Source organism: Streptomyces sp. NPDC012466 (assembly GCF_042955215.1).
Taxonomy (GTDB): domain Bacteria; phylum Actinomycetota; class Actinomycetes; order Streptomycetales; family Streptomycetaceae; genus Streptomyces.
In genome coordinates, this window is record NZ_JBIBEQ010000010.1 from 287,783 (window position 1) to 314,351 (window position 26,569).

Here is a 26,569-nt window from a genome sequence, read left to right on the forward strand (position 1 = left end):
GCCCGGTGTCCCCGCCGGGGCCGTCCGGGTGTGTGGCGGGGGCTACTTGCCCGCTTCGACCCTCTTCTTCAGGCCGGCCAGCGCCCGGTCGATGATGACCTTCTCGGCCTTGCGCTTGATCATGCCGAGCATGGGGATCTTGACGTCCACGGTCAGCAGGTAGGTGACCTCGGTGCCGCCCGCGCCGGACGGCTTGAGGATGTACGAGCCGTCGAGGGACCGGAGCATCTGGGACTTCACCAGCGTCCAGGACACCTCGTTCTCGCCGGTCCAGGTGTAGCCGAGGACCTGGTCGTCCTTGATCGCGCCCGCGTCCATGACGAGGCGGACCTGTTCGGCGCGGCCCTCGGCGTCGGTCTTCAGGACCTCGGCCTCCTTCACCTCGCCCGTCCAGTCCGGGTAGCGGGCGAAATCGGCGATGACCGCCATGACGTCGGCCGGGGCCGCCTCGATGGTGATGCTCGAGCTGGTGTGTTCCGCCATCGCCGTGGCTCCTCCGGATACGGGCCGAATATGAGGTCGTGCGCACGTGAGTGCAGCGTGAAGGCTACCGCGCACGGGGCCCGCCGATCTCATCCGACCTGGGGCGTCCTCACCACTCCAGCGCCCAGGGCGTTCCGGTCGACGCGAAGTGCCCCACGTTCACACACTCGGTCGCCCCGATCCGCATCCTCTTCACCAGCGGCTGGTGCACGTGCCCGAAGAGGGAGTAGCGGGGGCGGGTGCGGCGGATGGCGTCCAGCAGGGCGCGGCTGCCGCGCTCGAAGCGGCGGGCGACGGTGTCGTAGACCAGCTCGGGGACGTCGGGCGGGATGTGCGTGCAGAGCACGTCGACCTCGCCGACGGCCTCGATCTTCGCCGCGTACTCCTCGTCGCTGATCTCGTAGGGCGTCCGCATCGGGGTGCGCAGGCCGCCGCCGACGAAGCCGAAGACCCGGCCGCCGATCTCGACGCGCTCGCCGTCGAGGACGGTCGTGCCGGGGCCCGCGTACTCCCGCCACAGCTGCGGCATGTCGACGTTGCCGTAGGTGGCGTACGTAGGAGAGGGGAACGCGGCGAACAGCTCGGCGTACTGCTTGCGCACCGCCTCCTCGATCACCGCGGCGCGGTTCTCCTGGAGGCCGGCCCACAGCTCGGCCCCGAAGGCCCGGGCCTCCTCGAAGCGGCGGGCGGTGCGCAGCGCGACGATGCGGTCGGCGTTCTCCGCGCCGAACAGATCGGGGAAGATGCCGCGGGAGTGGTCGGCGTAGTCGAGGAAGAGGACGAGATCGCCCAGGCACACCAGGGCGTCGGCACCCTCGCCGGCCCTGGCCAGGTCGCGGGCGTTGCCGTGCACGTCGCTGACCACGTGCACGCGCGTGCGGTGTTTTCCGGCTGGTGTGGATGCCATGACGATCAAGCGTAAGCGTGTGCGGCACACGTGAACAGTGGCGGTCCTACCTGCGGTTACTGGCCAGTCAGTTAGCGCGTGGACTACTGTGCGCGAAGGAATACCCAACTGTGTGACGCAGCGAACATCTCGACGGGACCCCCTGTCGGAGAAGCCATACCGGCGGGTAACGTCCGGGCAGTCCAGTCGTGCTCTGCATTTCAACAAGTGAATGCCTGAGTACCTCCCCGAGCCTTGGACCGCACCGTCGCAGCACACACCGTCGTGGCGCCGGCGCCCTATGAGGAGCAGCAGTCTTGCGCGAGTTCAGCCTTCCGGCTTTGTACGAGGTCCCTGCGGACGGAAATCTGACCGACATCGTCCGCAGAAACGCCTCGCAGCACCCGGACGTCGCCGTCATCGCCCGCAAGATCGGCGGCAGCTGGCAGGACGTCACGGCCACCACCTTCCTCGCCGAGGTGCACACGGCGGCCAAGGGGCTGATCGCCGCCGGGGTCCAGCCGGGCGACCGGGTGGGCCTGATGTCCCGCACCCGCTACGAGTGGACGCTGCTGGACTTCGCGATCTGGAGCGCGGGCGCGGTGACCGTGCCGGTGTACGAGACCAGTTCGCCGGAGCAGGTGCAGTGGATCCTCGGCGACTCGGGCGCGACGGCCTGCGTCGTGGAGTCGGACGCCCACGCGGCCGCGATCGAGTCGGTGCGCGACCGGCTCCCGGCGCTGAAGCACGTGTGGCAGATCGAGGGCGGCGGCGTCGACGAGCTGGGCCGGCTCGGCCAGGACGTCACGGACGAGACGGTCGAGGAGCGCGGCTCGTTCGCCAAGGCCGACGACCCGGCGACCATCGTCTACACCTCCGGCACCACCGGCCGCCCCAAGGGCTGTGTGCTCACCCACCGCAGCTTCTTCGCGGAGTGCGGCAACATCGTGGAGCGCCTGCGTCCGCTGTTCCGCACGGGCGAGTGCTCGGTGCTGCTCTTCCTGCCGCTCGCGCACGTCTTCGGGCGGCTGGTGCAGATCGCGCCCATGATGGCGCCGATCAAGCTCGGCTGCGTCCCGGACATCAAGAACCTCACCGACGAGCTGGCCGCGTTCCGCCCGACGCTGATCCTGGGCGTGCCGCGCGTCTTCGAGAAGGTCTACAACTCGGCGCGTGCCAAGGCCCAGGCCGACGGCAAGGGCAAGATCTTCGACAAGGCCGCCGACACCGCGATCGCCTACAGCAAGGCGATGGACACCCCGTCCGGCCCGTCGCTGGGCCTGCGGATCAAGCACAAGACGTTCGACAAGCTCGTCTACAGCAAACTCCGCGCCGTCCTCGGCGGCCGGGGCGAGTACGCCATCTCCGGCGGCGCCCCGCTCGGCGAGCGCCTCGGGCACTTCTTCCGCGGCATCGGCTTCACGGTCCTGGAGGGCTACGGCCTGACCGAGTCCTGCGCGGCCACCGCGTTCAACCCCTGGGACCGGCAGAAGATCGGCACGGTCGGGCAGCCGCTGCCCGGCTCGGTGGTGCGGATCGCCGACGACGGCGAGGTGCTGCTGCACGGCGAGCACCTGTTCAAGGAGTACTGGAACAACCCCGGCGCGACCGCGGAGGCGCTGGCCGACGGCTGGTTCCACACCGGTGACATCGGCACGCTCGACGAGGACGGCTACCTTCGGATCACCGGCCGCAAGAAGGAGATCATCGTCACCGCGGGCGGCAAGAACGTCGCCCCGGCCGTGATCGAGGACCGCATCCGGGCGCACGCGCTGGTCGCGGAGTGCATGGTGGTGGGCGACGGGCGGCCGTTCGTGGGCGCGCTGGTCACCATCGACGAGGAGTTCCTGGGCCGTTGGTGCACCGACCACGGCAAGCCGGCGGGTGCCACCGCGGCGTCGCTGAGCGAGGACCCGGACCTGCTGGCCGCGATCCAGGCGGCGGTCGACGACGGCAACGCCGCGGTGTCGAAGGCGGAATCGGTGCGGAAGTTCCGCATTCTGTCCTCCCAGTTCACGGAGGAGTCGGGCCACCTGACGCCCTCGCTGAAGCTGAAGCGGAACGTGGTGGCGAAGGACTACGCGCACGAGATCGAGGCGATCTACGCGAAGTGACCCACGGGGTCGTCTATGGCGCGGTGTCCTCGGCGAGGACCCGCGCCATCGTGCGTTCGGCGAGCGCGGTGATGGTCACGAAGGGGTTCACCCCGAGCGACCCGGGCACGAGCGAGCCGTCGGTGACGTACAGCCGTGGATATCCCTTGACCCTCCCGTAGTCGTCCGTCGCCCTGCCCAGTACGCAGCCGCCCAGCGGGTGGTAGGTGAAGTCGTCGGCGAAGACCTTGCTCTTCGAGCCGAACAGGTCGTAGCGGTAGATCGTCGCGTTGGCCGCGTTGATCCGGTCGAAGAGCTTCTTGGCCATGGCGACGGAGACCGCGGAGTGGGCGGCCGTCCAGCCGAGCCGGAGCCGGTCCGAGCCGGTGTCGTAGGAGAAGGACGCCCGTTCCGGGTTCCTGGTGATCGCCAGGTAGAGGCTCACCCAGTGCTCCAGGCCCGTCGGCAGCGGGGCGATCTCGGCGAAGACCGGGTTGGCGGCGTTCGCCCAGTCGTCGATGGCCATGACCGGCATGGTCGACTGGTTCGCGCCGACCGTGTCCCACACGTGGTTGGCCCGGCCCAGCATGACGTTGCCGTTGGTGCCCCAGCCGGCGCCGACACTGGCATCGAGGCCGGGCAGGGTGCCCGTCTCCCGGGCGCGCAGCAGCAGTTCCGTGGTGCCGAGGCTGCCGCCGCCGAGGAAGAGGTAGGTGCAGCCGTACTGCCTGGTCTCGACGACCCGGCCGGTCTCGTCGACGCGGTCGGCGGTCAGGACGTAGGTCCCGTCCGGCGCGCGGCTGATGGCGCGCACCTTCTCGAGGGTGTGGACGGTGACGTTGCCGGTGCCGAGAGCGGCGGCGAGGTAGGTCTTGTCGAGGCTGCGCTTGCCGTGGTTGTTGCCATAGATGACCTCGCCGCCGAGCGCCGACTTCGGGGCGGTGCCGGCCGCCTCGCGCCGCATGTGGCCGAAGTCGTAGACGCTCGGCACGAAGGTGGTCCGCAGGCCGGTCTTCTCGGCGTGCCGGCGGGAGACGCGGGTGAAGCGGTACCACTCCGTCGACTCGAACCAGGCGGGGTCGACCGTGTTCACGCCGAGGGCGGCGCGGGCGCGCGGGAAGTACGTGCCGTACATCTCGTCCGCGTCGACGGTGGGGAACTGCTCGGCGAAGTACGACCGGGGCGGGGTGACCGCCATGCTCCCGTTGACCAGGGAGCCGCCGCCGACGCCGCGGCCGACGTAGACCGACATGTGGTCGAAGTGCACACGGTCCAGGACGCCCGGGTAGCTGCCGATGTCCCGGTTGACGACGTCCAGCCAGAGGAAGGAGCCGAGGGGGGCCTCGGTGCGGGTGCGGAACCACATGGAGCGGCTGTCGGGCGCGCTGGTGGTGCAGAAGACCTTTCCGTCGGGACCGGGGCGGTTCCAGAGGCGGCCCATCTCCAGGACGAGGGTGCGGATGCCGGCCTGGGCGAGGCGCAGGGCGGCGACGGCGCCGCCGTAGCCCGAGCCGACGACGATCGCCGGGGCCGTGTCGACGGCGTCGGGCTGGGCGGCCCGGGCGCTTTCGAGGCCGATGCGCGTGAAGCCGAGGCCGGCCGCTGTCTGCAGCGCGGCCATACCGAGAATCTGACGTCTTGTCAGGTGACGATGTGTCAGGTTTTCTGTCATGGGCGCAGCATCGGCGGATTTTGGGGTTCCGCCTAGTGGGGTGCCGCTTGATCGTTGACGGCGGGTGCGGGTTCGCCGTGGTTGATCGCGCGGTTCCCCGCGCCCCTTGGGCCTACAGCACGTCTTTGAGGCGCTCCGCGAGCAGGTCCCAGCGCCACTTCTCCTCGACCCACTCCCTCCCCCGCTCGCCCATCCTGCGGCGCAGCTCGGCGTCACCGAGGAGGGCGGTGATGCGGTCGGCGGCCTCCTCCGGAGAGCCGCCCCTCACCACCCAGCCGGTCTCGCCGTCGAGGACCGCGTCCGGGGCGCCGCCCGAGTCGCCGGCGACGACCGGGAGGCCCGTCGCGGACGCCTCCAGGTAGACGATGCCGAGGCCCTCGACGTCGAGGCCGCCGCGCCGGGTGCGGCAGGGCATCGCGAAGACGTCGCCGGCGCCGTAGTGGGCGGGCAGCTCGGACCAGGGCACGGCGCCGGTGAAGCGCACGGCCGAGGAGACCCCGGTCTCGCGCGCGAGCCGCCGCAGGTCGTTCTCGTAGGGGCCGCCGCCGACGATCAGCAGGACGGTGTCGGGCTCGGCGGCGAGAATGCGGGGCAGGGCCCGGATCAGGGTGTCCTGCCCCTTGCGCCGCACCAGCCGGGAGACGCAGACCACCACCGGCCGGTCAGTCAGACCCAGCCGGGCCCGCACCTCGTCGCCGCCCGATGCCGGGTGGAAGGTCTTCTCGTCGACGCCGGGCGGCAGCTGCGCCATGCGCGCGGCGGCCTCGGGCGTCAGGGCGGGGGCGATGCGCGAGCGGGTGTACTCGCCGAGGTAGGTGATCGTGTCGGTGGCGTCGCCGATCCGCCGCAGCAGCTGCCGGGCGGCGGGCAGCTGGGCCCAGCCGGCCTCGTGGCCGTGCGTGGTGGCGACCAGCCGCTCGGCGCCCGCGCCGCGCAGCGCCGGGGCCATCAGACCGAGCGGGGCCGCCGCCCCGAACCACACCGAGGTGCAGCCGTGCTCCCGCAGCAGTTCGACGGCCCGCCGGGTGGCACCCGGCGTCGGCAGCAGCATCGTCGTGCGGTCCCGTACGACGGTGAAGGGCTGCTCGGCGTCGAAGGCACGGGTCGCCTCGACGCCCTCCCGGCTCCGCTTCCACGTGGACGCGTAGACGACCAGCTGCCGCGGGTCCAGCCGCAGCGCCATGTTGTGCAGGAACGCCTGGATGCCGCCGGGCCGGGGCGGGAAGTCGTTCGTCACGATCAGGGTCTTGCGCACGCCGCCGACCCTACCGAACCGCCCCTCACAGCTCCGCGCCGCGGCACGTATGGCACGCTCACAGGCGGCGGGCCCATCATGGCCCCCTCGACACGGCATGCGAACGGGCGGGATCACGTGAAGACGACGGGCTTGAGGCGGTCCCTGGCGTGGCTGCCGGTGGTCTGGTGTCTCACGAGGCTGGTGCTGCTGCTGTTCGTCCTGAAGGTGTACATCTTCCCCGGCCCGGACGTGACCAGCGACGTGCACGTGATCTACCAGGGCTGGTACGGCGTCCTGAGCAGCGGAACGTTCCCTCTGCACGACGTCACCTGGCAGTACCCGCCGGCCGCCGCGCTGGCGATCCTCTCCCCCGGCCTGCTGCCCTTCCTGGACTACGCGACCGCGTTCTTCGTGCTGGTCTGCGTCACCGACGCGGCCGTGCTGGCCCTGATGACCTGGGCGGGACGCCGCCCGGGCCGGTCGCTGCGCGGTGCCTGGGTGTGGGTGACCGGCGTACCGCTGCTCGGGCCGACGGTGTACGCCCGCTACGACGTGATGGTCACGGCGGTGGCGATGGCCGCGCTGCTCGCGGGGGCCCGGCACCCGAGGGCGATGGGGGCCCTGGCCGCCTTCGGCGCCCTGCTGAAGGTCTGGCCGGTGATGCTGCTGCTGGCCGCCCGCCGCCGCAGCGCCTGGGTGTCGGCCCTGATGACGGGCATCGCGGTGACGGGTGTGTTCGCCCTGGCCATGCCGGGTGCGTTCGCCTTCCTGACGTTCCAGCGGGACCGGGGCACCGAGGTGGAGTCGCTGGGCGCGCTGGTCTTTCATGTCGCCCGGCACTTCGGCTGGCGGGGCGAGGTGAAGCTGAACTACGGCTCGATCGAGTTTCTCGGGCCGTATGTGAGCGAGGTGAGCACGGGCGCGCTGTTCCTGACCGGGGCGGCCTTCGGCTGGCTGGTGCTGTGGCGGCTGCTGGCCCGGCGTTTCGAAGAGCACACGCTCGCCGACGCGGCCTTCGTGGCGGTGCTGATGTTCACCACCACCAGCCGGGTGATCAGCCCGCAGTACATGGTGTGGCTGGTCGGGCTGGCGGCGGTGTGCCTGTACTTCCCGGGGAGCCGGATGCGGCTGCCGGTCGTCCTGGTGCTGGTGGCGAGCTTCGTGACGGTGCTGGAGTTCCCGTTCTACTTCGGCAGCGTGGTGGCCAGCGACGGCCTCGGCCTGACCCTGCTGTTCCTGCGCAACGGTCTCCTGGTGGCCGCCGCGCTGATCGCGGCCCGGGCCCTGTGGAAGGCGACGGTCCCCGGCACGGTTCCCGCCCGCGTGGCCCCTCAGCCCGCCCGTGCCGGCGAGACGCCCGTCTCCTCCTGAGCCGGGACCCGCCGCGACAGCAGTCCCACCAGGCCACACTGCACAGCCGTCGCCAGCGCCAGCGCCAGGCACACCCCGGGCAGCCCCAGCCCGGTCAGGCCGTAGGCGAGTCCGAGCTGGACGGCCGTCCCGAGCACGCTCACCCGCAGCAGCACCGCGGCTCCCCCACCGCCTTCGAAGACCCCGCCCAGCGCGATGAGGCAGCTCATCAGCAGCAGGTAGGGGCCGACGCAGCGCAGGAACGACACGCCTTCACGCGCGACCCCGGGCCCGGCGCCGAAGGCGGCCATGATCCAGGGGGCGGCGACGGACAGCAGAACGGCCGCGGTGAGCCCGAGAGCACCGGCGAGAAACACGGCCTGCCGACCGATCGCCCGCCGCTCGTCCAGCCCGGCCCCGCGCGTGTGCGCGGTGTGGATGGAGGCGGCCTGCCGGACGGCGTAGAAGGCCATGGTCGCCACGTACATGACCTTGTAGGCGATCGCGTACGCGGCCACCGCCGTCACCCCGAGCCGGGCCACGATCGCGACCAGGACGAGGGCGCCGGTCTGCCGCACGGTGAAGTCGGCGGCCATGGGCAGGCCGGTCCTCAGCGTCCGCCACAGGGAGGCGCCCGGGGACTCGCCCGGTTCCGCCCTGCGGGCCGTCCGCAGCAAGGTGTTGCGCCGGACCGCGACGAGTCCGGCCCCGAGCGCCACACACCGGGCCAGCACCGTCGCTGCGGCGGCGCCCCGGACGCCGTGGAGGTGGATGAAGAGCGGGTCCAGAACCAGGACCAGGCCGTTGGCCAGGAGGGCGAGGCGCATCGGAGTGCGGGTGTCACCGGTGCCCTTGAGGAGGCCGTCGACGAGTTGCTGGGCGAAGAAGACGGCCATGCCGGGCAGGGAGATCGTGAAGTAGGCGACGGCGAGCGGGAAGGCGGAGCCGTCCGGTCCGCCCAGCACCAGCCGGGCCAGCGGTTCACGCCCCAGCAGGCCGCCCATCACGACCAGCGGTGTCACCAGGGCCCACAACGCCCATCCGCCGCGCACCGCGGCCCGCACGGCGACGGGGTCGCGGGCGCCCCGGGCGTGGGCGACCAGCACGGTCGTGCCGGAGCCGAAGACGAGGGCGATGCCGAGCAGCACGTTCTCCGTGTTGGTCGCCACGGCGACGGCGGCCACGGCCGGCCCGCCCAGTCCGGCGACCCAGACGGTGTTGATGATCCCGGTGACGACGGAGGCGAGCAGGGAGAAGTAGACGGGGCGGGCGAGCAGCACGAGCTGCCTGCGGTGGGCGTTCACGGTGGCGGTCCCCCCTGAGGTCGAGCAGGCCTCGAACCGAGCTATATCGATTCGAGGTAGCTCGTTAAGAGGTAGCATGCGGTGTCATCCACCCGCAAGGAGGACCATGCTGGAGCTGTCGATCCTGGGCTTCCTGGCCGAGGAGCCGCTGCACGGCTACGAGCTCAAGGAGCGCATCAAGGCGCTGACCGGGCATGTCCGGCCGGTGAGTGACGGCGCGCTCTACCCCGCGATCACCCGGCTGACCACAGCGGGGCTGCTCGACCAGCACACCGAGCCCGGCGCGAGCGCGGCCCCGCGGCGCATCCTCGCCCTCACCGGGGCGGGCCGCGAGGAGTTGCTGGAGCGCTTGCGTCACCCGAAGCAGACCGAGATCACCGACCAGGTCCGCTTCAACACGGTCCTGGCCTTCCTGCGCCACCTGCCCGACCGGCACGAGCAGGCCGCGGTGCTCCGCCGCCGGCTGGAGTTCCTGGAGACCCCGACGAGCTTCTTCTACGCGTCGGGCAAGCCGGTCCGTGCCGAGGAGGCGGAGGACCTGTTCCGCCAGGGCATGCTCCGGGTGGCCCGCGCGACGGGCGAGGCGGAACGGGCCTGGCTGCGGGAGGCCGTCGAGACGCTCGACCGGCCGGAGTGAGACCGCCGGCGGTCCCGCTCGCCGTCAGCCCAGCTGACCCCGCAGGGACTCCCGCCACTCCTCGGTGAAGGCCTCCGGTGTCGTCCCCAGCACCTCCCGCATGGCGTCCTCCACGGCCCCGGCCCGCTTCCCGTGCGCCCCGACGGCCCGGTAGAACGCGCGCAGCCGGGATTCGCTCCAGCGGTCGGCGATCAGCCGGCACGCCGTCCAGCCGCTCTCGTAGGCGCGGGCCAGACGGCTCGCGTCGCCGGTGAAACCGAAGTCCTCGTCGTCCGGCAGCGCGGCGGGGATCCGGCCCTCGCTCACCGCCCGGGACAGTTCGGGCGCGGCCTCGGAGGGGGTGCGGCCGGCGGCGCGGTAACCGACCCAGTCGGCGTATCCCTCGGACAGCCACAGGGGTGTGGCGGCGGTGGTGCGGGCACGGGTGGCGACGTGGGTGGTCTCGTGGGTGACGACGACCTGCTCGCCGGGGCCGCCGAGGAGCGCGAACGCGTCCGGGTTGACGATGACGCGGTCCGCCGGTGCCCGTCGCCGCGCGCCCGTCTCGCCGGTGGTGACCGCCGCGATCCCGCGGTAGGAGGAGGCGGGCGAGCCGAGCAGCCCCGCCATCCCCTCCAGTGACTTCGGCACGAGCACGACGACCCGCCTGCTCCAGTCCGTGCCCCACGCGTCCGACACGGCGGGCACCGCACGGTCGGCCAGGTCCGCGAAGTCGCGCAACGACCGTCCGGACTGCCCGACGCCGAGGACGAGGCTGTGCCGTCCCCGGACGAGCTGCACCGTCCCCTGGTCCCAGAGCTGCTGCGCGGACTTCTTCGCGGGCCGGTCGGTGTCGACGGACCACTGCCCGTCCGCGTCGCGGCTCAGTCGCAGGGTGCGCCCGGCGGTCACCGGCCCCGGGTCGTACCCGGCGACGCGGTAGCGCAGTTCAGCCTCGGCGGTGGCCGTGTCGCCGCTACGGCGCAGCCCGGTGACGCGGTACGACCAGGCGGCCACGGGCACCGCGCGCAGCCGGGCGAAATCCGTGCCCCGGCCCGTCCGTTCGTAGGCCCGCTCGTCGCGGTCGAGGACCGCGGCGGACCGCCGGTCCAGGAGCCGCTGGACGTCGGCCGTGGCGCTGTCGGCGGCCGGCCGCCCACCGCACCCGGTCAGGGCGACGAGCAGCAGAACGAGCGCCACCACCCCGGATCCCGACCTTCGACCAGCCACGTTCCCGATCGTACGGGCGACGGGCCGCGCGGGTCAGACCCTGGTGACCGACGAGACGGGCATCATCCCGACCGGGTCGTAGCGCACGGGCGCGCCGGGGTAGGGCGCGTGGATGACCTGGCCGTTGCCCATGTACATCCCGACATGGCTGGCGTCGCCCCGGTAGACGACCAGGTCACCGGGGCGCGCCTCGGAGAGCGGGACCTGCCGGCCGGCGTAGCGCTGGGCCTGCGAGGTGCGCGGCAGGGCGACCCCGGCCTGCGCGTACGACCACTGCATCAGGCCCGAACAGTCGAAGCCCGAGGGCCCGTTGGCGCCCCAGACGTAGGGCTTGCCGAGCGCGCTGCGGGCGGCGGCGACGGCGGCGGACCCGCGTCCCGAGGCGGCGCTGGCGCCATCGAGGCCGGCCATGCCGCCGCGGCCGGAACGGGAGGCACGGCCGTAGGCGTCGCGCTCGTCGTCCGGCAGGGAGTTGAGCAGGCGCCGGGCCGCGGCGAGCTTCTGCTCGACGGTCTTCTTGTGCGCGGCGACGGCCTTGCGGCTCTTCTCCAGTTCGCGGAGCTTGCCGGCGGCCTCCTCGCGGTCCTGGGCGAGTTCGCGCATGGCGTCCTGGAGCTCCCTCAGTTCACCGGCCTGGTGGGCGGTGAGGCGGTCGAGCCGGGACGCGTGGTCGAGGTAGTCGTCCGGGTCGTCGGAGAGGAGCAGGGCGAGGGAGGGGTCGATGCCCCCCGAGCGGTACTGGGCGCCGGCGAGCGAACCGAGGGACTCCCGCATGGAGTTGATCCGCTGCTGCTGGCGGGCGATGCGGTCCCGGGCGGTGCCGACCTCGGCGCGCAGCTCGTCGGCGCGCTCGTCGGCCTCGTTGTAGGCCTCGGTCGCCTTCTCGGCCTGCTCGTAGAGCCGGTCCACCGTGGCCCGGGTGTCGTCGTGCGGTGCGGCGTCGGCCGGTACCGCGCCCAGGGCGGCGGCGGCGACGGACAGGAAACCGACGGCGACACTGGCGCCCCGGTCGAACCCGGACGTGGCAAGGCGGCGATGGGACCCCACGGGAAGCCGCTCTCCTTCCGCTGGCGGACTTGGAACGCGGCAGACAGTAGCCCCGCGACAGGGGGCCGCCAACGACCATCCGTGGGTATCCGGCACGACGCCCCGCCGCTGACGCAGGTCAAGGGCGGGGCGTGGGCTCACTCGGAGCTGTCGTGATTCGCCCGAACGGCGGACACGGTGTCCTGATCTCCAGGACGCCGAGGAGACTTCGAGGGACCTTGCGGCGCGAGGATCAGACCCGGACGCCGAACATGAACGGGCCGCCGATGGTGCTCATCGACTCGTAGCGGACGACCGTGCCGGTGCGCGGGGCGTGGATGATCTGCCCGTTGCCGGCGTAGAGGCCCACGTGGTGCAGGTCGTTGAAGAAGAAGACCAGGTCGCCGACCTTGAGCTGGCTGGTCGAGTAGATCTTGGTGCCGATCTGGGACTGGGCCTCTGAGGTGCGCGGGATCTGGATGCCGGCGGAGGCGTAGGCCCGGGAGGTGAGGCCGGAGCAGTCGAAGGAGCTCATGCCGGTGGCGCCGTAGACGTAGGGCTTGCCGAGCTGGCTCTGGGCGAAGGCGAAGGCGGCGGCGGCGCGGCCCGAGCCGGGCGGGACGTCGGCGGTGAGAGCGTCACGCTCGCTGGTGCGGCTGGCGCGGCTCTGCTCGGCGGCGAGTTCGGCCTTCTCGGCGGCGGTGAGGCTGTTGAGCAGCTTCTGCGCGGAGGAGAGCTTGCCCTGGACTTCCTTCTTCTTCTTGCCGAGTTCGGTCCGGGTGGAGGCGAGGTCCTTGAGCTTCTCGGAGGCCTCGGCGCGCTCCTGGGCGAGTTCGCGCTGCTTCTCCTGGACCTTCTTCAGCGCCTCGACCTGCTGGCTGCTCAACTGGTCGAGCGTGGAGGCCTTGTCGAGGTAGTCCTCGGGGTTCGCGGAGAGGAACAGCTGGACGGAGGGGTCGATGGAGCCGGTGCGGTACTGCGACGCGGCGGCCAGGCCCAGGCTGTCGCGGAGCTCGTTGAGCTCCTCCTGGCCGCGGGCCACGTTGTCCTGGATGGTGGAGATCTCCTTCTGGAGCTTCTCCTGCTTCTCCTTGGCCCCGTTGTACTTCTCGGTGGCCTGCTCCGCCTCTTCGTAGAGCTTGTCGACCTTGGCCTTGACCTCGTCCTTGCTCGGCTTCTCACTGGGGGCCGCGTTGGCGGCCTGCGAGCTGAAGGCGACGGCAGCGGCGGCGGCGGTGGTCAGCACGGTCACACGTGCGCGGCTCGGCTGCTTCGGACGACGGTGGGACGCCACGGGTGAAAAGCTCCTTCTGGCCCCTCCGCCGTCTCTCCCGATGAGTGATCACCCGAGCGGAGGTTGGGCCTGACCCTAGTGACCTTCCTGTGATCAGTTCAAATCCTCAGATGAAAAATCGCGTCACGGTAGGCCAACTTTTCCCCTGGACTCACAGGCGGTGAGACCCACTTGACGCAACGTGGCCCACAGGTCCCATCAATTCGGGCATCACGCCCGGACGTTACGCATGGTGCGTACGCCCCTTAGGCCCGCGAAAGGCGCTTGAGGAGCATGGCGGAGGCGACCGGGCGGGCGCCCGCGCGGGCCACGCCGTCGGCGACCTCGCGGTCCGTGGACGCCACGATGACCGGGCGGCCCGGCGGTTCGGCCCGCACCAGCTGGCGGATGAGCTCGTCGGCGGTGACGCCCGGCTTCGAGAACAGCACGCGCACCCCGCGCGGCGGGGCCAGCAGCACCGGTGCGGCGAGTTCCGCGCCGTCGAAGACGCAGGTCACCTCCGCGCCGCTCTGCGCGGCCAGCTGGGAGAGCTGTCCGAGCAGCCTGAGGCGCTGCTTCTCCAGCGGCATCTGCGGATAGCCCGTCTTGGTGACGTTGTAGCCGTCGACGACCAGATGGGCCTGCGGCAGCGCCAGCAGCTGGTCGAGGACCTGCGGGTCGTTCTCGGACAGGGCGCGGGCGGCGATGTCCTTGGGGGTCATCCGGCCCGGCTCGACGGCGTCGACGGTCTCGGCGGGCCGCACCGACACCGGCGGCAGGGCCAGTTCGCGCCGGAGCCCCTGGGTCGCGTCCAGCAGGGTGTCCAGCAGTAGCCGTACCCGCATGTCCTCGACGCTGCGGCCCTCGCGGGCGGCCCGGCGCGCGGCCTCCAGGGCGGCCTCGGTCTCGCTCAGCCGGGACTTCAGCCGCCGGGTCTCGCTCTCGGCGGCGGACACCTGGGCCTGCCCCTCGGCGCGGATGGCCTCGATCTCACCGTGCGCCTTGCGCAGGGCGGCCTCGCCGCGCTTGACGTCGCTGAGGGCGGCGCGCAGCTTGCGGTGCAGGGACTCGGTCTCCTTCTTGGCCGATTCCAGCTCCGTGCGCAGCCGCTCGGTCTCGGCCCGGGTGTGGTCGCGGGCCCGGTCGAGCTCGGCGCGCAGCCGCTCCAGCTCGGCCCGGCTCTCCTCGTCGGCGCGCTCGGCGTCGGCCCGCTGGGCCTCCTCGCCGGCGGCGGTGACCAGCTTCACCCAGCCGGGCGGCCGCAGTACGTAGGCCGCGGCCGCCACGTCGAGCGGGTCCGCGGCCGGGGGCGGGGAGCCTGAGTCGAGAGCGCCGGTCAGCTCCGGCTGGGTCTCTCTGAGCTTCTCCCCGATGCGCTGCCGGAACAGCGGATCGGTCTCCAGTGCCGCGGCCATCGCGTTGCCGGCGAACTTGGCCCTGCGGTTCGGGGCGAACCGGGCGTACTGCCTGAGCTGGGCGGGCAGCTCGCCCACCGTCAGCGAGCCGAAGCCGTCGGAGACGATCTGCACGACTCTGCGGCGCACACCGTCGGGCAGGGGACGGTCGAGCACCTCGGCGGCGCCGTCCCCCGGCCCCCCGCCTGTGGTCTCCACCATCCGTCACACCCCAATGCCTGTGCGGGGCCGCCTCCCGTCAGGAGCCGGCGCCCGGCCTGTCCACGAGTTCCACCTGGTCCACCGCGTTGCACCAGCGGCAGCGCACCGACTCGATGCTCTCACTGAGCACCTCGCGCTCCTCGACCTTCGGCTCTCCGGCCAGGTCGAGGTGGACGTACTCGACGACCTTCGACGAGCGGGTCACGTCGAACCTCGTGAGGTTGCCGCAGAGGGTGCAGCGCCACCGCGTCTCGGCGGTCGGCAGGGGAACCGTCATCGTGACCTGTTCTCTTTCCTTCTAGTGTCCGTGACGCGACCGGCATCCCCGGTGCGTATGGCTCGTAACCCTACGGCCTGGCGGGTCCTCGCCGCCTGCCCGTCCACGGCGGCGAGGCGGTCCGGACGGTTGCGTCCGGTTGCGTCATGCTTTGTGCTCATGATCCGCAAGTGGAGTGCGTCGATCGTCCGGGCCGGCAGATCGGTCAGGGGGTCGTCGGCGCCGGTGACGTACTCACTGATCGCCCTGTGCTGTCTGTCCTTCCTGGCCGGACCCGCCTCGGGCCTGAACCCGGCGTACGGCACCGGCGACGAGCTCCTCGCCGTACAGCGGGCCTACTTCCGGCGCTGGGGGGTGATTCCCGCAGAACTGTTCGAAGGGTCCGCGGGGTCGGCCCTCACCCCCGCGACGGCACTCTTCGTCCACGGCAGCTGGGTGCACCTGCTCGGCAACATGCTCTTCCTCTACGTCTTCGGGGCGATGACCGAGGAACGGATGGGCCGCGTGCAGTTCACCCTGTTCTACGTCGGCTGCGGCTACCTGGCCCTGCTGGGCTACGCCGTCGCCAACGCGCACTCCGAGCAGTCCCTGGTCGGTGCCTCGGGGGCGATCTCGGCGGTCCTCGGTGCGTTCCTGTACCTGTTCCCCCGTGCCCGGGTCACCAGTCTCCTGCCGTTCCTCTTCTTCCTGCCGGTGCGCTTCCCCGCGTGGGTCGTGCTGCCGTTCTGGGCGGCGCTGCAGTGGCTGGCGGCGGGGCGGGCCTCCGACGGGCCGGGGGTGGCCTACCTCGCCCACCTCATCGGGTTCGGTCTGGGCTTCGGCTATGCGTCGGTCCGCTACGGCCGCCCCACCAGCCCTACTAGAGTGAAGGCCGCCCCTGCTCCGGCCCCCGAGGGAGAGAACCAGCCGTGATCACCGCGATCGTCCTGATCAAGACCAGCGTGGACCGGATCCCCGAGATCGCCGAGTCGATCGCGGCGCTGGACAGTGTCAGCGAGGTCTTCTCCGTCACCGGCACCTACGACCTGATCGCGATGGTCCGGGTGAAGGAGCACGAGGACCTGGCGGAGGTCATCCCGGGCCGGATCAGCAAGATCCCCGGCGTCGAGGGGACCGACACGCACGTGGCCTTCCGTACGTACTCGCAGCACGACCTGGAGGCGGCGTTCTCGATCGGGCTGGACAACTAGGGCCTGGGGCGCGCACCCGGCGACGACCGGCTCAGGCGGACGTGTCCGGCACGCAGCGGCCGTCCTCCGTGCGGTAGTTCCACTTCGCCCCGTCCGTCACGAGCTCCTTCACCGCCCGCACGAACCGCTCCACGTGCTCGTCCGGCGTGCCCGCGCCGAAGCTGACCCGGATGGCGTTGAGCGACTTCTCACCGGGCACGGCCTCCGGCGACCCGCACTCCCCCTGCGACTGCGGGTCGCTGCCGAGCAGCGTGCGCACCAGCGGGTGGGCGCAGAACAGCCCGTCCCGCACGCCGATGCCGTACTCGGCGGACAGGGCGGCGGCGAAGTGGGAGCTGTTCCAGCCCTCGACGACGAAGGAGAGCACCCCGACCCGCGGCGCGTCGTCCCCGAAGAGGGACAGGAACCGCACCTGGGGAACGCCGGCGAGGCCCTCCCGCACCGCGCGGACCAGGTACTGCTCGCGGGCCACGAGGGTGTCGAAGCCGGCCTCGGTCAGCGCCTTGCAGGCCGAGGCGACGGCGTAGGCGCCGATGACGTTGGGCGAACCGGCCTCGTGGCGGGCGGCGCTGTCGTGCCACTCCACGTCCACTCCCCCGTCCTCCCGCCGGCTGACCTTGCGGCTGGCGCCGCCGCCCGCGAGATACGGCTCGGCCGCGCGCAGCCAGTCGGCCCGTCCGGCCAGGACACCCGAGCCGAAGGGCGCGTACAGCTTGTGCCCGGAGAAGGCGACCCAGTCGACGTCGAGGCCGGCGACGGACACCGGGTGGTGCGGGGCCAGTTGGGCGGCGTCCAGCACGATCCGCGCACCGTGGGCGTGCGCGGCCGCGGCGAGTTCCCGTACGGGCCACAGCTCGCCGGTGACGTTCGAGGCGCCGGTGACGCAGACCAGGGCCGGCTCGCGAGGGTCCCGGCCGGCCAGGGCGCGCTCCAGGGTCTCGACGGCCTCACGGGGGCTGCGCGGGGCGTCGAGGCACGTCACGCGGGCGTTGCGCCAGGGCAGCAGGGCGGCGTGGTGCTCGGTCTCGAAGACGAAGACCTGGCAGTCGGCGGGGAGCGCGGCGGCGAGGAGGTTGAGGGAGTCGGTGGTGGAGCGGGTGAAGACCACCTGGTCGCCCTCGCGGCAGTCGAGGAACTCCGCGACGGTCCGGCGGGCGTTCTCGAACAGGTCGGTCGACAGCTGGGACAGGTACCCGGCGCCGCGGTGCACGCTGCCGTAGTACGGCGCGTAGGCGGCCACGTCGTCCCAGACCCGCTGGAGCGCCGGGGCGCTGGCGGCGTAGTCGAGGGCGGCGTAGGTGACCTCGCCGCCGGTCACGAGCGGGACGGTGACATACCGGCCCAGAACGGGCAGCGGGGCACAAACGGACTGAGCGGCGGCAACGGTGGAGACGGACATGGGTGAACTCCCGTGAAGGCAGGTGGAATCCGCCCGCGAGCACGTACGGCTACAAGCGGGGGTGAAGGAACAAGGGGGTGCGGAGGCGGGGCTCTGCGGCCCTATCGCATTCGCTGGTTCACGAGAGACTCCTCGTCACGCGCTTGCCACAGACCTCGCTGCCTGCGGCCTGGTCTTCACCCGGGGCACCCCGCCACGGACGGAGGGTTGCCGGACAGTCGGCCGGGGCCTCATGACTGTCACTCATGACCTGCCAGGAACGTACGCGAAAAGATCGGCGCCCCGCAACCCGAGTCCGGATCGCGGGACGCCGTCCGGGTTCCCTACGTGTTGCTCGCGGCCACCCAGCGCTCCAGCGTCCGCTTCGCCGCACCGGAGTCGATCGACTGGGCCGCCTTCACCATCGCGGCACGGATCTGCTCGGCCAGTGGCGCGGTGGTGGGCTCCAGGGCCACCAGGGCCGCGGCCGAGTTCAGCACCACCGCGTCCCGCACCGGCCCCGTCTCTCCGTCCAGCAGCCGCCGCGCGACCTCCGCGTTGTAGGAGGCGTCCGCACCGCGCAGGGCGTCCACGGGGACCAGTTCGAGGCCCACGTCCCGGGGGTCGAAGGCCTCCTCGGTCACCTCGCCGTCCCGGACGATCCACACCCGCGACGTGGCCGTGGTGGTGAGCTCGTCGAGGCCGTCGTCACCCCGGAAGACCAGGGACGAGTTGCCGCGCTCGGCGAACACGCCCGCGACGATCGGTGCCATGCGGGGATCCGCCACACCGACGGCCTGGGCCCGGACCCGGGCCGGGTTGGTCAGCGGGCCGAGGGCGTTGAACACCGTGCGGATGCCCAACTGGCCGCGGGCCGCGCCCGCGTGCCGCAGCGCCGGGTGGAACTTCACGGCGAAGCAGAAGGTGATCCCGGCCTCCTCGGCCACCTCGGCGACCCGGTGCAACGGCAGCTCCAGGTTGACCCCGAGCTTCTCCAGCACGTCGGAGGCCCCGGACGCCGAGGACGCGGCACGGTTGCCGTGCTTGACGACCTTCGCGCCGGTGCCCGCGACGACGATCGAGGACATCGTGGAGATGTTGACCGTCTTCGCGCCGTCACCGCCGGTGCCGACGATGTCGACCGTCGCCCCGGGCACCTCGATCACGTTGGCGTGCTCGTACATCGTGCGGACCAGGCCGTTGATCTCCTCGACGGTCTCGCCCTTGGCGCGCAGGGCCACGACGAACCCGGCGATCTGCGCCTCGGTCGCCTCGCCGCGCATGATCCGGTCCATCGCCCAGGCGGTGTCGTCGGCGCTCAGGTGCCTGCCGTCCAGCAGGCCGTTCAGCAGCAGGGGCCAGGAGCGGCCCGCCGCGGTGTCGCCTCCAGCGGGGGTCACAGCGCTCATAAGCCGCTCCAGGGTCAGGCGTCCCGCAGTGCGGGACGAGAGTCTCAACGGGGTCCACCCTATCCAGGCCCGGGCACGGCGAAGGGCCCCGTCCGAACACCGGACGGGGCCCTTCAGTGGCGTGGCGAAACAGTGATCAGTGGTGGCCGTGGCCGCTCGTGATCTCCCGGTACTCCTCGACGGTGGGCTTCGGGATCTGGGCGCCCTCGCCGTAGTAGGCGTCGCTGAGCTTGGCGCGCAGCTTCTCGGAGCCCTTCACCTTGCGCTCGACACCGTTCTCGTCGACCGTCGGGCCGATCTCGGCCGGCTTGTACTGCTCGTGCGCCGTGAGCGTGTACATCTGCTCCTGGCTGAGCGGCTCGTGCACCTCGATGAACTCACCGTGCGGCAGGCGCTTGATGATGCCGGACTCGCGTCCGTGCAGCACCTTCTCCTTGTCCCGGCGCTGGAGGCCGAGGCAGATGCGCTTGGTGACGACGAAGGCGATGACCGGTCCGACGAAGAAGCCGATCCGGACGAACCAGGTGACCGCGTTGATCGACAGGTGGAAGTGCGTGGCGACGATGTCGTTGCCACCGCCGATCAGCATGATGATGTAGCCGGTGACCCACGCGACACCGACGGCGGTACGCGTCGGGGCGTTGCGCGGGCGGTCCAGGATGTGGTGCTCGCGCTTGTCCCCGGTGACCCACGACTCGATGAACGGGTACAGGGCGATGATCGCGAGGAACAGGCCGAAGAGGACCAGCGGGATGAACACGCCCAGGACGAGCGTGTGACCCCAGAGGTTGATCTCCCAGCCCGGCATGGCGCGCACCAGACCCTCGGCGAAGCCCATGTACCAGTCGGGCTGGGCACCGGTCGACACCTGGTCGGGACGGTAGGGGCCCAGGACCCAGATCGGGTTCACGGTCGCGATGCCGGCGATGGCCGCGATGACACCGAAGACCAGGAAGAAGAAGCCTCCGGCCTTGGCCATGTAGACCGGCAGCAGCGGCATGCCGACGACGTTCTTGTTGGTCCGTCCGGGACCCGCGAACTGGGTGTGCTTGTGGTAGAAGACCAGGATCAGGTGGCCGACCACGAGCCCGAGCATGATGCCCGGCAGCAGCAGGATGTGGATCGAGTAGAACCGGGCGACGAAGTCGGTGCCCGGGAACTCCCCGCCGAACAGGAACATCGAGATGTACGTGCCCACGATCGGCACGGACAGGATCGCGCCCTGCGTGAAGCGGACACCGGTGCCGGAGAGCAGGTCGTCCGGGAGCGAGTAGCCGGTGAAACCGGTGAACATGCCCAGGACGAACAGCAGGAAGCCGAACAGCCAGTTGATCTCGCGCGGCTTGCGGAACGCGCCGGTGAAGAAGACGCGCATCATGTGCACGAACATGCCGGCGAGGAAGATGATCGCCGCCCAGTGGTGGATCTGCCGGATGAGCAGACCGCCGCGGACGTCGAAGCTGATGTCCAGCGTGGAGGCGAACGCCTCCGACATCAGCTGCCCCTGGAGCGGGACGTAGCTGCCGTGGTACTCCACCTCGTTCATCGACGGGTGGAAGAACAGCGTCAGGTACACACCCGTCAGGATGATGATGATGAAGCTGTAGAGGCAGATCTCACCGAGCATGAAGGACCAGTGGTCCGGGAAGATCTTGCGCATGTTGGCCTTGGCCAGGGAGTAGATCCCGAGGCGGCCGTCGGCCCAGTCGGCTACCCGCTCACCCGCGGGCGCCTTGCGGCGTGTCTGTGCAGTGCTCATCCGCGCTCCCAGAAAGCAGGGCCGACGGGCTCTTCGAAGTCGCCGAGCGCCTCGAGGTAGCCCTCGTCGTTCACGCCGATGCGGAGCTGCGGCAGGGCGTGACCAGCGGGGCCGAAGATCACTCGGGCACCGTCGGAGAGGTCGAAGGTGGACTGGTGGCAGGGGCAGAGCACGTGATGCGTCTGCTGCTCGTACAGGGAGATCGGGCAACCGACGTGGGTGCAGATCTTCGAGTACGCGACGATGCCCTCGTGCGACCACTCGAGCTCGCGCTTGTCCTTGATGTTCTCCGGCTGGATCCGGACGATCATCAGGGCGGCCTTGGCGATCTCGTTCTGGAAGTCGTGGTCGTGCTCCTCCAGGCCCTCGGGCTTGGCGAAGGTCAGCGAACCGACCGCGACGTCGGAGGGACGCAGCGGCTCGTTCGTGTTCATGTTGACGAGCAGCTTGCCCTTGGACCACAGCGTGTGGCGGAGCTTGGTGCCGGGCAGCGGGCCGAGGTCGCGCAGCAGCACGACACCGGAGAGCGGCACCAGCGTCAGCGCGCCGAGCATGGTGTTGCGGATCAGCTTGCGGCGGCCGAGCGCCGACTCCTTGGCGCCCTGCTTGAAGTCCGCGAAGACCTTCTCGCGGACCTCGGGCTCCGCCTCGATCGGGTGCCGCTCGTCAGCGATCTCGACGTCCGACATCAGGGTGCGGGCCCAGTGGACGGCGCCCGCGCCGATGCAGAACAGCGCGATCCCGAGCGTCATGCCCAGCGCGAAGTTCAGCGCGCTGATATGGCCGAGCGGGAAGATGTAGACCGACTTGTCGACCGGGATCGCCACGAACGCGGCGATGAAGGCGACGGTGGCCAGCATCGACACCGTGAACATCAGGGCGACCGCGCGCTCGGACCGCTTGGCGGCCCGCTCGTCGATGTCCTGGATGCGGTGCTCGTGGGGCGGCAGGCCCGGGTCGGCGAACGGGTGCTTGTCGTCCGCGACGCTCACCACACCGTGCTCGTCGTGTCCTGCGGACCGCGCGGCGGGCAGGTTCTCTTCTGGAATGTCTTGGCTACTCATGACTTCTTGGCCTTTGCGGTCCGGGCGGCGACCCACACGGCGACGGCGATCAGACCGCCGAGACCGAAGATCCAGCCGAACAGGCCCTCACTGACCGGCCCGAGGCCACCCAGTTCGAGGCCGCCGGGGCTCTCGGTCTTTTCGCTGTTGACCGCGTCGAGGTACGCGATGATGTCCTTCTTGTTCTTCTCCGACAGCGTGGTGTCGGGGAAGGACGGCATGTTCTGCGGGCCGGTCTGCATGGCCTCGTAGATGTGCTTCGGGGAGACGCCCTCGAGGGTCGGCGCGTACTTGCCGTGCGTCAGCGCGCCGCCCTTGCCGGTGAAGTTGTGGCACTGCGCGCAGTTGGTGCGGAACAGTTCACCGCCCTTGGCGATGTCGGCACCCTCGGGGCCGTACTGCTCCTCCGTCGGGACGGACGGACCGGCGCCCAGCGAGGCGATGTACGCCGCGAGCTGGTCGATCTCGGCCTGCGAGTAGATGTTCTTCTTCTCCGGGACCTGGGGGCCCTGGGAGGTGGCGGCCGGCATCCGGCCGGTGGCCACCTGGAAGTCGACGGCCGCGGCGCCCACACCCACCAGGCTCGGCCCGTCGGAGGTGCCCTGACCGCCGGTGCCGTGGCAACTGGCGCAGCCGACGGCGTAGAGCTTCTTGCCCTCCTCGATGGTGAGGGACTGGGCGGTTTCGTCGGCCTGCGCCTGGTCCGCGGGTGCGAACACGGCGTACAGCCCCCCGGTGCATGCCAGCGCGAGGAGTAGGACGACGAGCGCCGCCAGGGGGTGGCGTCGTCGTGCGGAGAGCTTTTTCACGGATTACCCCGGTGTCAGGATCTTCTGCGTCGATGCTTCTGGGATGCGCGCTTCGTCGAGCACGCGCGGATGCGGGCCCTGCTACTTGATCATGTAGATCGTGGCGAAGAGACCGATCCAGACGACATCGACGAAGTGCCAGTAGTAGGACACGACGATCGCGGCCGTCGCCTGCTCGTGGGTGAACCTCCGGGCCGCGTAGGTCCGGCCCAGGACCAGCAGGAAGGCGATGAGACCGCCCGTCACGTGCAGGCCGTGGAAGCCGGTGGTCAGGTAGAACACCGAGCCGTACGGGTCGGAGGACAGGGACAGGCCCGCGTCCTTGACCAGCTCCGTGTACTCGAAGACCTGACCGCCGATGAAGATCGCACCCATCACGAAGGTGACGATGAACCACATCCGGAGCTTCTTCACATCACCGCGCTCGGCGGCGAAGACGCCGAGCTGGCAGGTGAGCGAGGAGAGCACCAGGATGGTGGTGTTCGTCGCCGAGAACGGGAAGTTGAGATGGGCGGCCATCTCCTTCCAGTGATCGGGACCCGTCACCGATCGCAGGGTGAAGTACATCGCGAAGAGGGCCGCGAAGAACATCAGCTCGGAACTCAGCCAGATGATCGTTCCGACGCTGGTGAGGTTCGGCCGATTGACCGACGGGTGCGCGTGCCCGGTTTCTACTGTCGTTGCTGTCGCCACGACCGACATTATGTCGGTCGCTTATCCCGCCCTCACTCCGGGGGGTGCCGTTCGGAGTGTCTAAGCCGGTCGTACCGGTGTTGACGTGGTGTTCAAGGGAGTAGCATCCGGCCCAACGGGCCTGTCCTTACGACGCTGACGTCACGGAGGAACAATGCAGCCGACCGCCACGGTGCTGGTCTACAGCGACGACTCCAACACCCGGGAGCAGGTGCGGCTCGCCACGGGACGGAGGCCGGCTCCGGACGTTCCCGTGGTGGAGTTCGTGGAGTGCGCGACTCCCGCCGCGGTGCTCACGGAGCTGGACCGGGGTGGGATCGACGTCTGTGTGCTGGACGGCGAGGCCGTGCCGATGGGCGGCATGGGGATGTGCCGGCAGATCAAGGACGAGGTGTTCGACTGCCCGCCGGTGCTTCTGCTGATCGGACGGCCTCAGGACGCGTGGCTCGCGACCTGGAGCCGGGCCGAGTCCGCGGTGACGCTGCCGGTGGAGCCGGTGGAGTTCGCGTCCGCGCTGGCTTCCCTGCTGCGGGAGAAGGCGGCTTTGAACGCCTGAGGGCTCGGGACATCCGCTTGTACGGCGACCTGTGGGTGCGTGGGGACTGTTCGCGCGGTTCCCCGCGCGCCTGAGGGACGCGTCCCTGAGGGCGTTCAGACGCTCTGCGGGCGCAGGCGGGCCCTGTCGGCCGCTGCGGGGCCGTCCGGGGTGCCGCCCATGAGGGCGCTGCCGGTGCGCCACTTCGCCCAGTCGAGGTTCCAGTCGCCGAAGCCGTTGCCGAAGGGCGCCATCGTGTCGCCGCCGGAGTTCACGACCTTGACGATGTCGCCCTCGCGGACGGTGTCGTAGAACCACGCCGCGTTCTCGGTGCTCATGCCGGTGCAGCCGTGGCTGACGTTGGCGTAGCCCTGGGAGCCGACGGACCAGGGGGCGGCGTGGACGTACTCGCCGCTGTTGGTGACCCGGACCGAGTGGTGCACGACCAGGTCGTAGAAGTCCGAGGCGCCGATGCTGGCGCTGGTCATGCGGACGGTGCCCTCCTTGGCCAGGACGACTTTGACACCGTTGCGCGTGTCGTAACCGGGCATGCCCGTGGTGACCGGGATCTGCCGGACGATCTCGTCGTTCTTGTAGACGGTCATCCGGTGGGCGGCGGCGTCCGTGACGGCTATGAGCTTGTCCGCGGTGGTGATGGTCAGCGGCTTGGCCTTGCCGCCCCACATCCGGTCGCCGATCTTGATGCCCTGGAGGTTGCTGCGGACCTGGACGGTGGCCCGGGCGGGCCAGTAGTCCTTGGGGCGGTAGTGCAGCTTCTTGTCGTCCACCCAGTGCCAGGCGCCGTCCGTGAAGGGCGTGGAGGAGACCTTGAGGGCGCGTTCCACGACGGCCCGCTGGGCCTTGACCTTGACGGGCTGGCTCAGCTCGGCCGTGATGGGCTGGCCGACGCCGTAGGTGCCCGCCTTGGGGCCGAAGGTGACGTCCAGGCGCTTCTGGGTGGTCGGCTTGCCGGTGTCGAAGGTGACGACCTTGCGCCCGGGCGCCCCGTCCTCGTCCTCGGTGCTCACCCGGACCGTGTAGCTGGCGTTGGCGGCGAGCGGGGAGGTGCTGTGCCAGCGGCTGCCGTCGGCGGCGAGTTCGCCCGCCACATAGCGTCCTGAGGCGTCGTGGGCGGTGACGTCCGTGATGCGCCCGTCGGAGTCCTCGACGACTTCCAGGGGCTTGTCCGGGTCGGCCTTCTTGTGGCCCTCGGAGGGGGCGTTGAAGGAGACCTGGTCCGCGGCGTCGTAGGGGCGGGCGGCGAGCGGGTTGCCGTCCGAGCCGCAGGCGGTGACTCCCGCGCAGAGGGATATCACCAGCAGCGTGCAGCCCACGGCGGTGCGGGGGCGGGAGATCACTGTGTGGCTCATGACCCCACGCTAGGAAGCAGGGTCAACAGCGGCACGCCGAGTGACTCGTACGAGTGACATGTATTGCGGCAGAAGAAGGGGCCCGGACCCTCCTCTCGGAGTGTCCGGGCCCCTGCAGCGCTCGGTGCGTGTTACTGGGTGCGGTTCTCACCGCGGTAGTACTCGAAGACCCAGCCCCAGACCCCGATCAGGATGATCGGCAGCGAGAAGTACATCAGCCACCAGCCGATCGCGATCGACAGGAAAGCGAGGGCGCCGCCGATGGCCAGCGAGAGCGGCTGCCAGCTGTGCGGGCTGAAGAACCCGACCTCGCCGGCGTCGTCCGCGACGTCCGCCTCCTTGTTGTCCTGCGCGCCCACGTCGACCCGCTTGGCTGTGAAGCCGAGGTAGAAGCCGATCATGATGCACAGGCCGAAGGCCAGGAAGAGGGCCGTGGTGCCGGCCGGTTCCTGCGACCAGAAGCCGTAGACGACCGCCATGACGAGCACGAACGCGCTCAGCCACATGAACATCTTGCCCTGGATCTTCACTTGCCGGCCTCCTTGCCGCCAGCGAGGGCCTTGTCGCCGTGACCGGTGTTCTCGAGCTGGTCGAGAGCGGCGATCTCGGGGTGGTGCAGGTCGAACGCCGGGGATTCACTGCGGATCCGCGGCATGGTGATGAAGTTGTGCCGCGGCGGCGGGCAGGAGGTCGCCCACTCCAGGGAGCGGCCGTAGCCCCACGGGTCGTCGACGCCGACCGGCTTGCCGTACTTGGCCGTCTTCCACACGTTGTAGAGGAACGGCAGGATCGACATGCCGAGCAGGAACGAGCTGATCGTCGAGATCGTGTTCAGCGCGGTGAAGCCGTCGGCCGCCAGGTAGTCGGCGTAACGACGCGGCATGCCCTCGGCGCCCAGCCAGTGCTGGACCAGGAACGTGCCGTGGAAGCCGATGAACAGCGTCCAGAAGGTGATCTTGCCCAGACGCTCGTCCAGCATCTTGCCGGTCCACTTCGGCCACCAGAAGTGGAAGCCGGAGAACATCGCGAACACCACGGTGCCGAAGACGACGTAGTGGAAGTGGGCCACCACGAAGTACGAGTCGGAGACGTGGAAGTCCATCGGCGGCGAGGCCAGGATGACACCGGTCAGACCACCGAAGGTGAAGGTGATCAGGAAGCCGGTCGCCCAGAGCATCGGCGTCTCGAAGGACAGCGAGCCCTTCCACATGGTGCCGATCCAGTTGAAGAACTTCACACCGGTCGGGACCGCGATGAGGAACGTCATGAAGGAGAAGAACGGCAGCAGCACACCGCCGG

The 26,569-nt window shown here is 70.5% G+C and carries 25 protein-coding genes and 1 riboswitch; of the genes, 6 read left to right on the top strand and 19 right to left on the bottom strand.

Going from position 1 to position 26,569, the window contains the following annotated elements:
* Positions 1–42: 42 nt before the first annotated feature.
* Complete coding sequence (locus ACFY9E_RS32730) at positions 43–483, bottom strand: SRPBCC family protein (RefSeq protein ID WP_390990190.1); 441 nt, start codon at positions 481–483, stop codon at positions 43–45.
* A gap of 109 nt (positions 484–592) precedes the next feature.
* On the bottom strand, positions 593–1,390 hold the full coding sequence (locus tag ACFY9E_RS32735; protein ID WP_390990193.1) for a metallophosphoesterase: 798 nt from the start codon (positions 1,388–1,390) through the stop codon (positions 593–595).
* A 296-nt stretch (positions 1,391–1,686) separates the two neighbouring features.
* On the opposite strand from ACFY9E_RS32735, the gene ACFY9E_RS32740 reads away from it, so the two are divergent.
* Complete coding sequence (locus ACFY9E_RS32740) at positions 1,687–3,483, top strand: AMP-binding protein (RefSeq protein ID WP_390990195.1); 1,797 nt, start codon at positions 1,687–1,689, stop codon at positions 3,481–3,483.
* A gap of 13 nt (positions 3,484–3,496) precedes the next feature.
* Here the strand turns inward: ACFY9E_RS32740 and ACFY9E_RS32745 are convergent, their stop codons facing one another.
* A complete protein-coding gene (locus tag ACFY9E_RS32745) occupies positions 3,497–5,083 on the bottom strand; it encodes a GMC oxidoreductase (protein ID WP_390990198.1) in 1,587 nt (528 codons plus the stop codon).
* Between the two features lie 163 nt (positions 5,084–5,246).
* Positions 5,247–6,389 carry a glycosyltransferase gene (locus ACFY9E_RS32750; RefSeq protein WP_390990201.1) on the bottom strand — a complete coding sequence of 381 codons (1,143 nt, stop codon included), beginning with the start codon at positions 6,387–6,389 and terminating at the stop codon, positions 5,247–5,249.
* Between the two features lie 117 nt (positions 6,390–6,506).
* Between ACFY9E_RS32750 and ACFY9E_RS32755 the strand changes: the two genes are divergently transcribed.
* A complete protein-coding gene (locus tag ACFY9E_RS32755; RefSeq protein WP_390990204.1) occupies positions 6,507–7,742 on the top strand; it encodes a glycosyltransferase 87 family protein in 1,236 nt (411 codons plus the stop codon).
* On the opposite strand, the gene ACFY9E_RS32760 is transcribed toward ACFY9E_RS32755, so the two are convergent.
* Positions 7,703–9,025: an MATE family efflux transporter gene (locus ACFY9E_RS32760; protein WP_390990207.1), complete on the bottom strand. Its 1,323-nt coding sequence runs from the start codon at positions 9,023–9,025 to the stop codon at positions 7,703–7,705. The genes ACFY9E_RS32755 and ACFY9E_RS32760 overlap by 40 nt on opposite strands.
* Before the next feature lie 106 nt (positions 9,026–9,131).
* Here ACFY9E_RS32760 and ACFY9E_RS32765 point away from each other — a divergent pair, with 106 nt between their 5' ends.
* Complete coding sequence (locus ACFY9E_RS32765) at positions 9,132–9,662, top strand: helix-turn-helix transcriptional regulator (RefSeq protein ID WP_390990209.1); 531 nt, start codon at positions 9,132–9,134, stop codon at positions 9,660–9,662.
* Between the two features lie 24 nt (positions 9,663–9,686).
* Here the strand turns inward: ACFY9E_RS32765 and ACFY9E_RS32770 are convergent, their stop codons facing one another.
* The 5 genes from ACFY9E_RS32770 to ACFY9E_RS32790 all read right to left on the bottom strand — a co-directional run bounded on the left by ACFY9E_RS32770 (position 9,687) and on the right by ACFY9E_RS32790 (position 15,063).
* Complete coding sequence (locus ACFY9E_RS32770) at positions 9,687–10,871, bottom strand: hypothetical protein (protein ID WP_390990211.1); 1,185 nt, start codon at positions 10,869–10,871, stop codon at positions 9,687–9,689.
* 33 nt (positions 10,872–10,904) lie between these two features.
* Complete coding sequence (locus ACFY9E_RS32775; RefSeq protein WP_390990214.1) at positions 10,905–11,918, bottom strand: NlpC/P60 family protein; 1,014 nt, start codon at positions 11,916–11,918, stop codon at positions 10,905–10,907.
* Positions 11,919–12,150: 232 nt separating this feature from the next.
* Positions 12,151–13,191: an NlpC/P60 family protein gene (locus tag ACFY9E_RS32780; protein WP_390990217.1), complete on the bottom strand. Its 1,041-nt coding sequence runs from the start codon at positions 13,189–13,191 to the stop codon at positions 12,151–12,153.
* A 245-nt stretch (positions 13,192–13,436) separates the two neighbouring features.
* Complete coding sequence (locus ACFY9E_RS32785) at positions 13,437–14,786, bottom strand: NYN domain-containing protein (RefSeq protein ID WP_390990220.1); 1,350 nt, start codon at positions 14,784–14,786, stop codon at positions 13,437–13,439.
* A 37-nt stretch (positions 14,787–14,823) separates the two neighbouring features.
* Positions 14,824–15,063 (bottom strand): hypothetical protein, encoded by a 240-nt coding sequence (locus ACFY9E_RS32790; protein ID WP_351636562.1) that lies wholly within the window; start codon positions 15,061–15,063, stop codon positions 14,824–14,826.
* A gap of 159 nt (positions 15,064–15,222) precedes the next feature.
* Between ACFY9E_RS32790 and ACFY9E_RS32795 the strand changes: the two genes are divergently transcribed.
* Positions 15,223–15,975: a rhomboid family intramembrane serine protease gene (locus ACFY9E_RS32795; protein WP_390990222.1), complete on the top strand. Its 753-nt coding sequence runs from the start codon at positions 15,223–15,225 to the stop codon at positions 15,973–15,975.
* A complete protein-coding gene (locus ACFY9E_RS32800) occupies positions 15,972–16,253 on the top strand; it encodes an Lrp/AsnC family transcriptional regulator (protein WP_030848030.1) in 282 nt (93 codons plus the stop codon). The genes ACFY9E_RS32795 and ACFY9E_RS32800 overlap by 4 nt, the downstream gene beginning before the upstream one ends.
* 31 nt (positions 16,254–16,284) lie before the next feature.
* On the opposite strand, the gene ACFY9E_RS32805 is transcribed toward ACFY9E_RS32800, so the two are convergent.
* The 6 genes from ACFY9E_RS32805 to ACFY9E_RS32830 all read right to left on the bottom strand — a co-directional run bounded on the left by ACFY9E_RS32805 (position 16,285) and on the right by ACFY9E_RS32830 (position 23,374).
* Complete coding sequence (locus ACFY9E_RS32805; protein WP_390990225.1) at positions 16,285–17,652, bottom strand: aminotransferase class V-fold PLP-dependent enzyme; 1,368 nt, start codon at positions 17,650–17,652, stop codon at positions 16,285–16,287.
* A gap of 134 nt (positions 17,653–17,786) precedes the next feature.
* Positions 17,787–17,903: riboswitch (SAM riboswitch) on the bottom strand.
* Positions 17,904–17,975: 72 nt separating this feature from the next.
* A complete protein-coding gene (trpD, locus tag ACFY9E_RS32810) occupies positions 17,976–19,040 on the bottom strand; it encodes an anthranilate phosphoribosyltransferase (RefSeq protein WP_390990228.1) in 1,065 nt (354 codons plus the stop codon).
* Between the two features lie 136 nt (positions 19,041–19,176).
* The gene (locus ACFY9E_RS32815) at positions 19,177–20,799 is read right to left on the bottom strand and encodes a cytochrome b N-terminal domain-containing protein (RefSeq protein ID WP_390990230.1); all 1,623 of its coding nucleotides are present in this window, start codon (positions 20,797–20,799) and stop codon (positions 19,177–19,179) included.
* Complete coding sequence (locus ACFY9E_RS32820; RefSeq protein ID WP_390990233.1) at positions 20,796–21,863, bottom strand: Rieske 2Fe-2S domain-containing protein; 1,068 nt, start codon at positions 21,861–21,863, stop codon at positions 20,796–20,798. The genes ACFY9E_RS32815 and ACFY9E_RS32820 overlap by 4 nt, the downstream gene beginning before the upstream one ends.
* Positions 21,860–22,672, bottom strand: coding sequence for a c-type cytochrome (locus ACFY9E_RS32825; RefSeq protein ID WP_390990235.1), 813 nt, complete (start codon positions 22,670–22,672; stop codon positions 21,860–21,862). The genes ACFY9E_RS32820 and ACFY9E_RS32825 overlap by 4 nt, the downstream gene beginning before the upstream one ends.
* An 81-nt stretch (positions 22,673–22,753) precedes the next feature.
* Complete coding sequence (locus tag ACFY9E_RS32830; RefSeq protein ID WP_020272940.1) at positions 22,754–23,374, bottom strand: heme-copper oxidase subunit III; 621 nt, start codon at positions 23,372–23,374, stop codon at positions 22,754–22,756.
* Between the two features lie 145 nt (positions 23,375–23,519).
* Here ACFY9E_RS32830 and ACFY9E_RS32835 point away from each other — a divergent pair, with 145 nt between their 5' ends.
* Positions 23,520–23,921 (top strand): hypothetical protein, encoded by a 402-nt coding sequence (locus tag ACFY9E_RS32835; RefSeq protein WP_381043714.1) that lies wholly within the window; start codon positions 23,520–23,522, stop codon positions 23,919–23,921.
* Positions 23,922–24,016: 95 nt separating this feature from the next.
* Here ACFY9E_RS32835 and ACFY9E_RS32840 read toward each other — a convergent pair whose 3' ends face one another.
* The 3 genes from ACFY9E_RS32840 to ACFY9E_RS32850 form a co-directional block, all read right to left on the bottom strand.
* Entirely contained in the window at positions 24,017–25,270 is a 1,254-nt protein-coding gene (locus ACFY9E_RS32840; RefSeq protein WP_390990239.1) for an Ig-like domain-containing protein, read from the bottom strand.
* 131 nt (positions 25,271–25,401) lie between these two features.
* Complete coding sequence (locus ACFY9E_RS32845) at positions 25,402–25,800, bottom strand: cytochrome c oxidase subunit 4 (protein ID WP_390990242.1); 399 nt, start codon at positions 25,798–25,800, stop codon at positions 25,402–25,404.
* A partial coding sequence (locus ACFY9E_RS32850) for a cbb3-type cytochrome c oxidase subunit I (RefSeq protein ID WP_390990244.1) occupies positions 25,797–26,569 on the bottom strand: 773 nt, incomplete at its 5' end. The genes ACFY9E_RS32845 and ACFY9E_RS32850, both read right to left, overlap by 4 nt.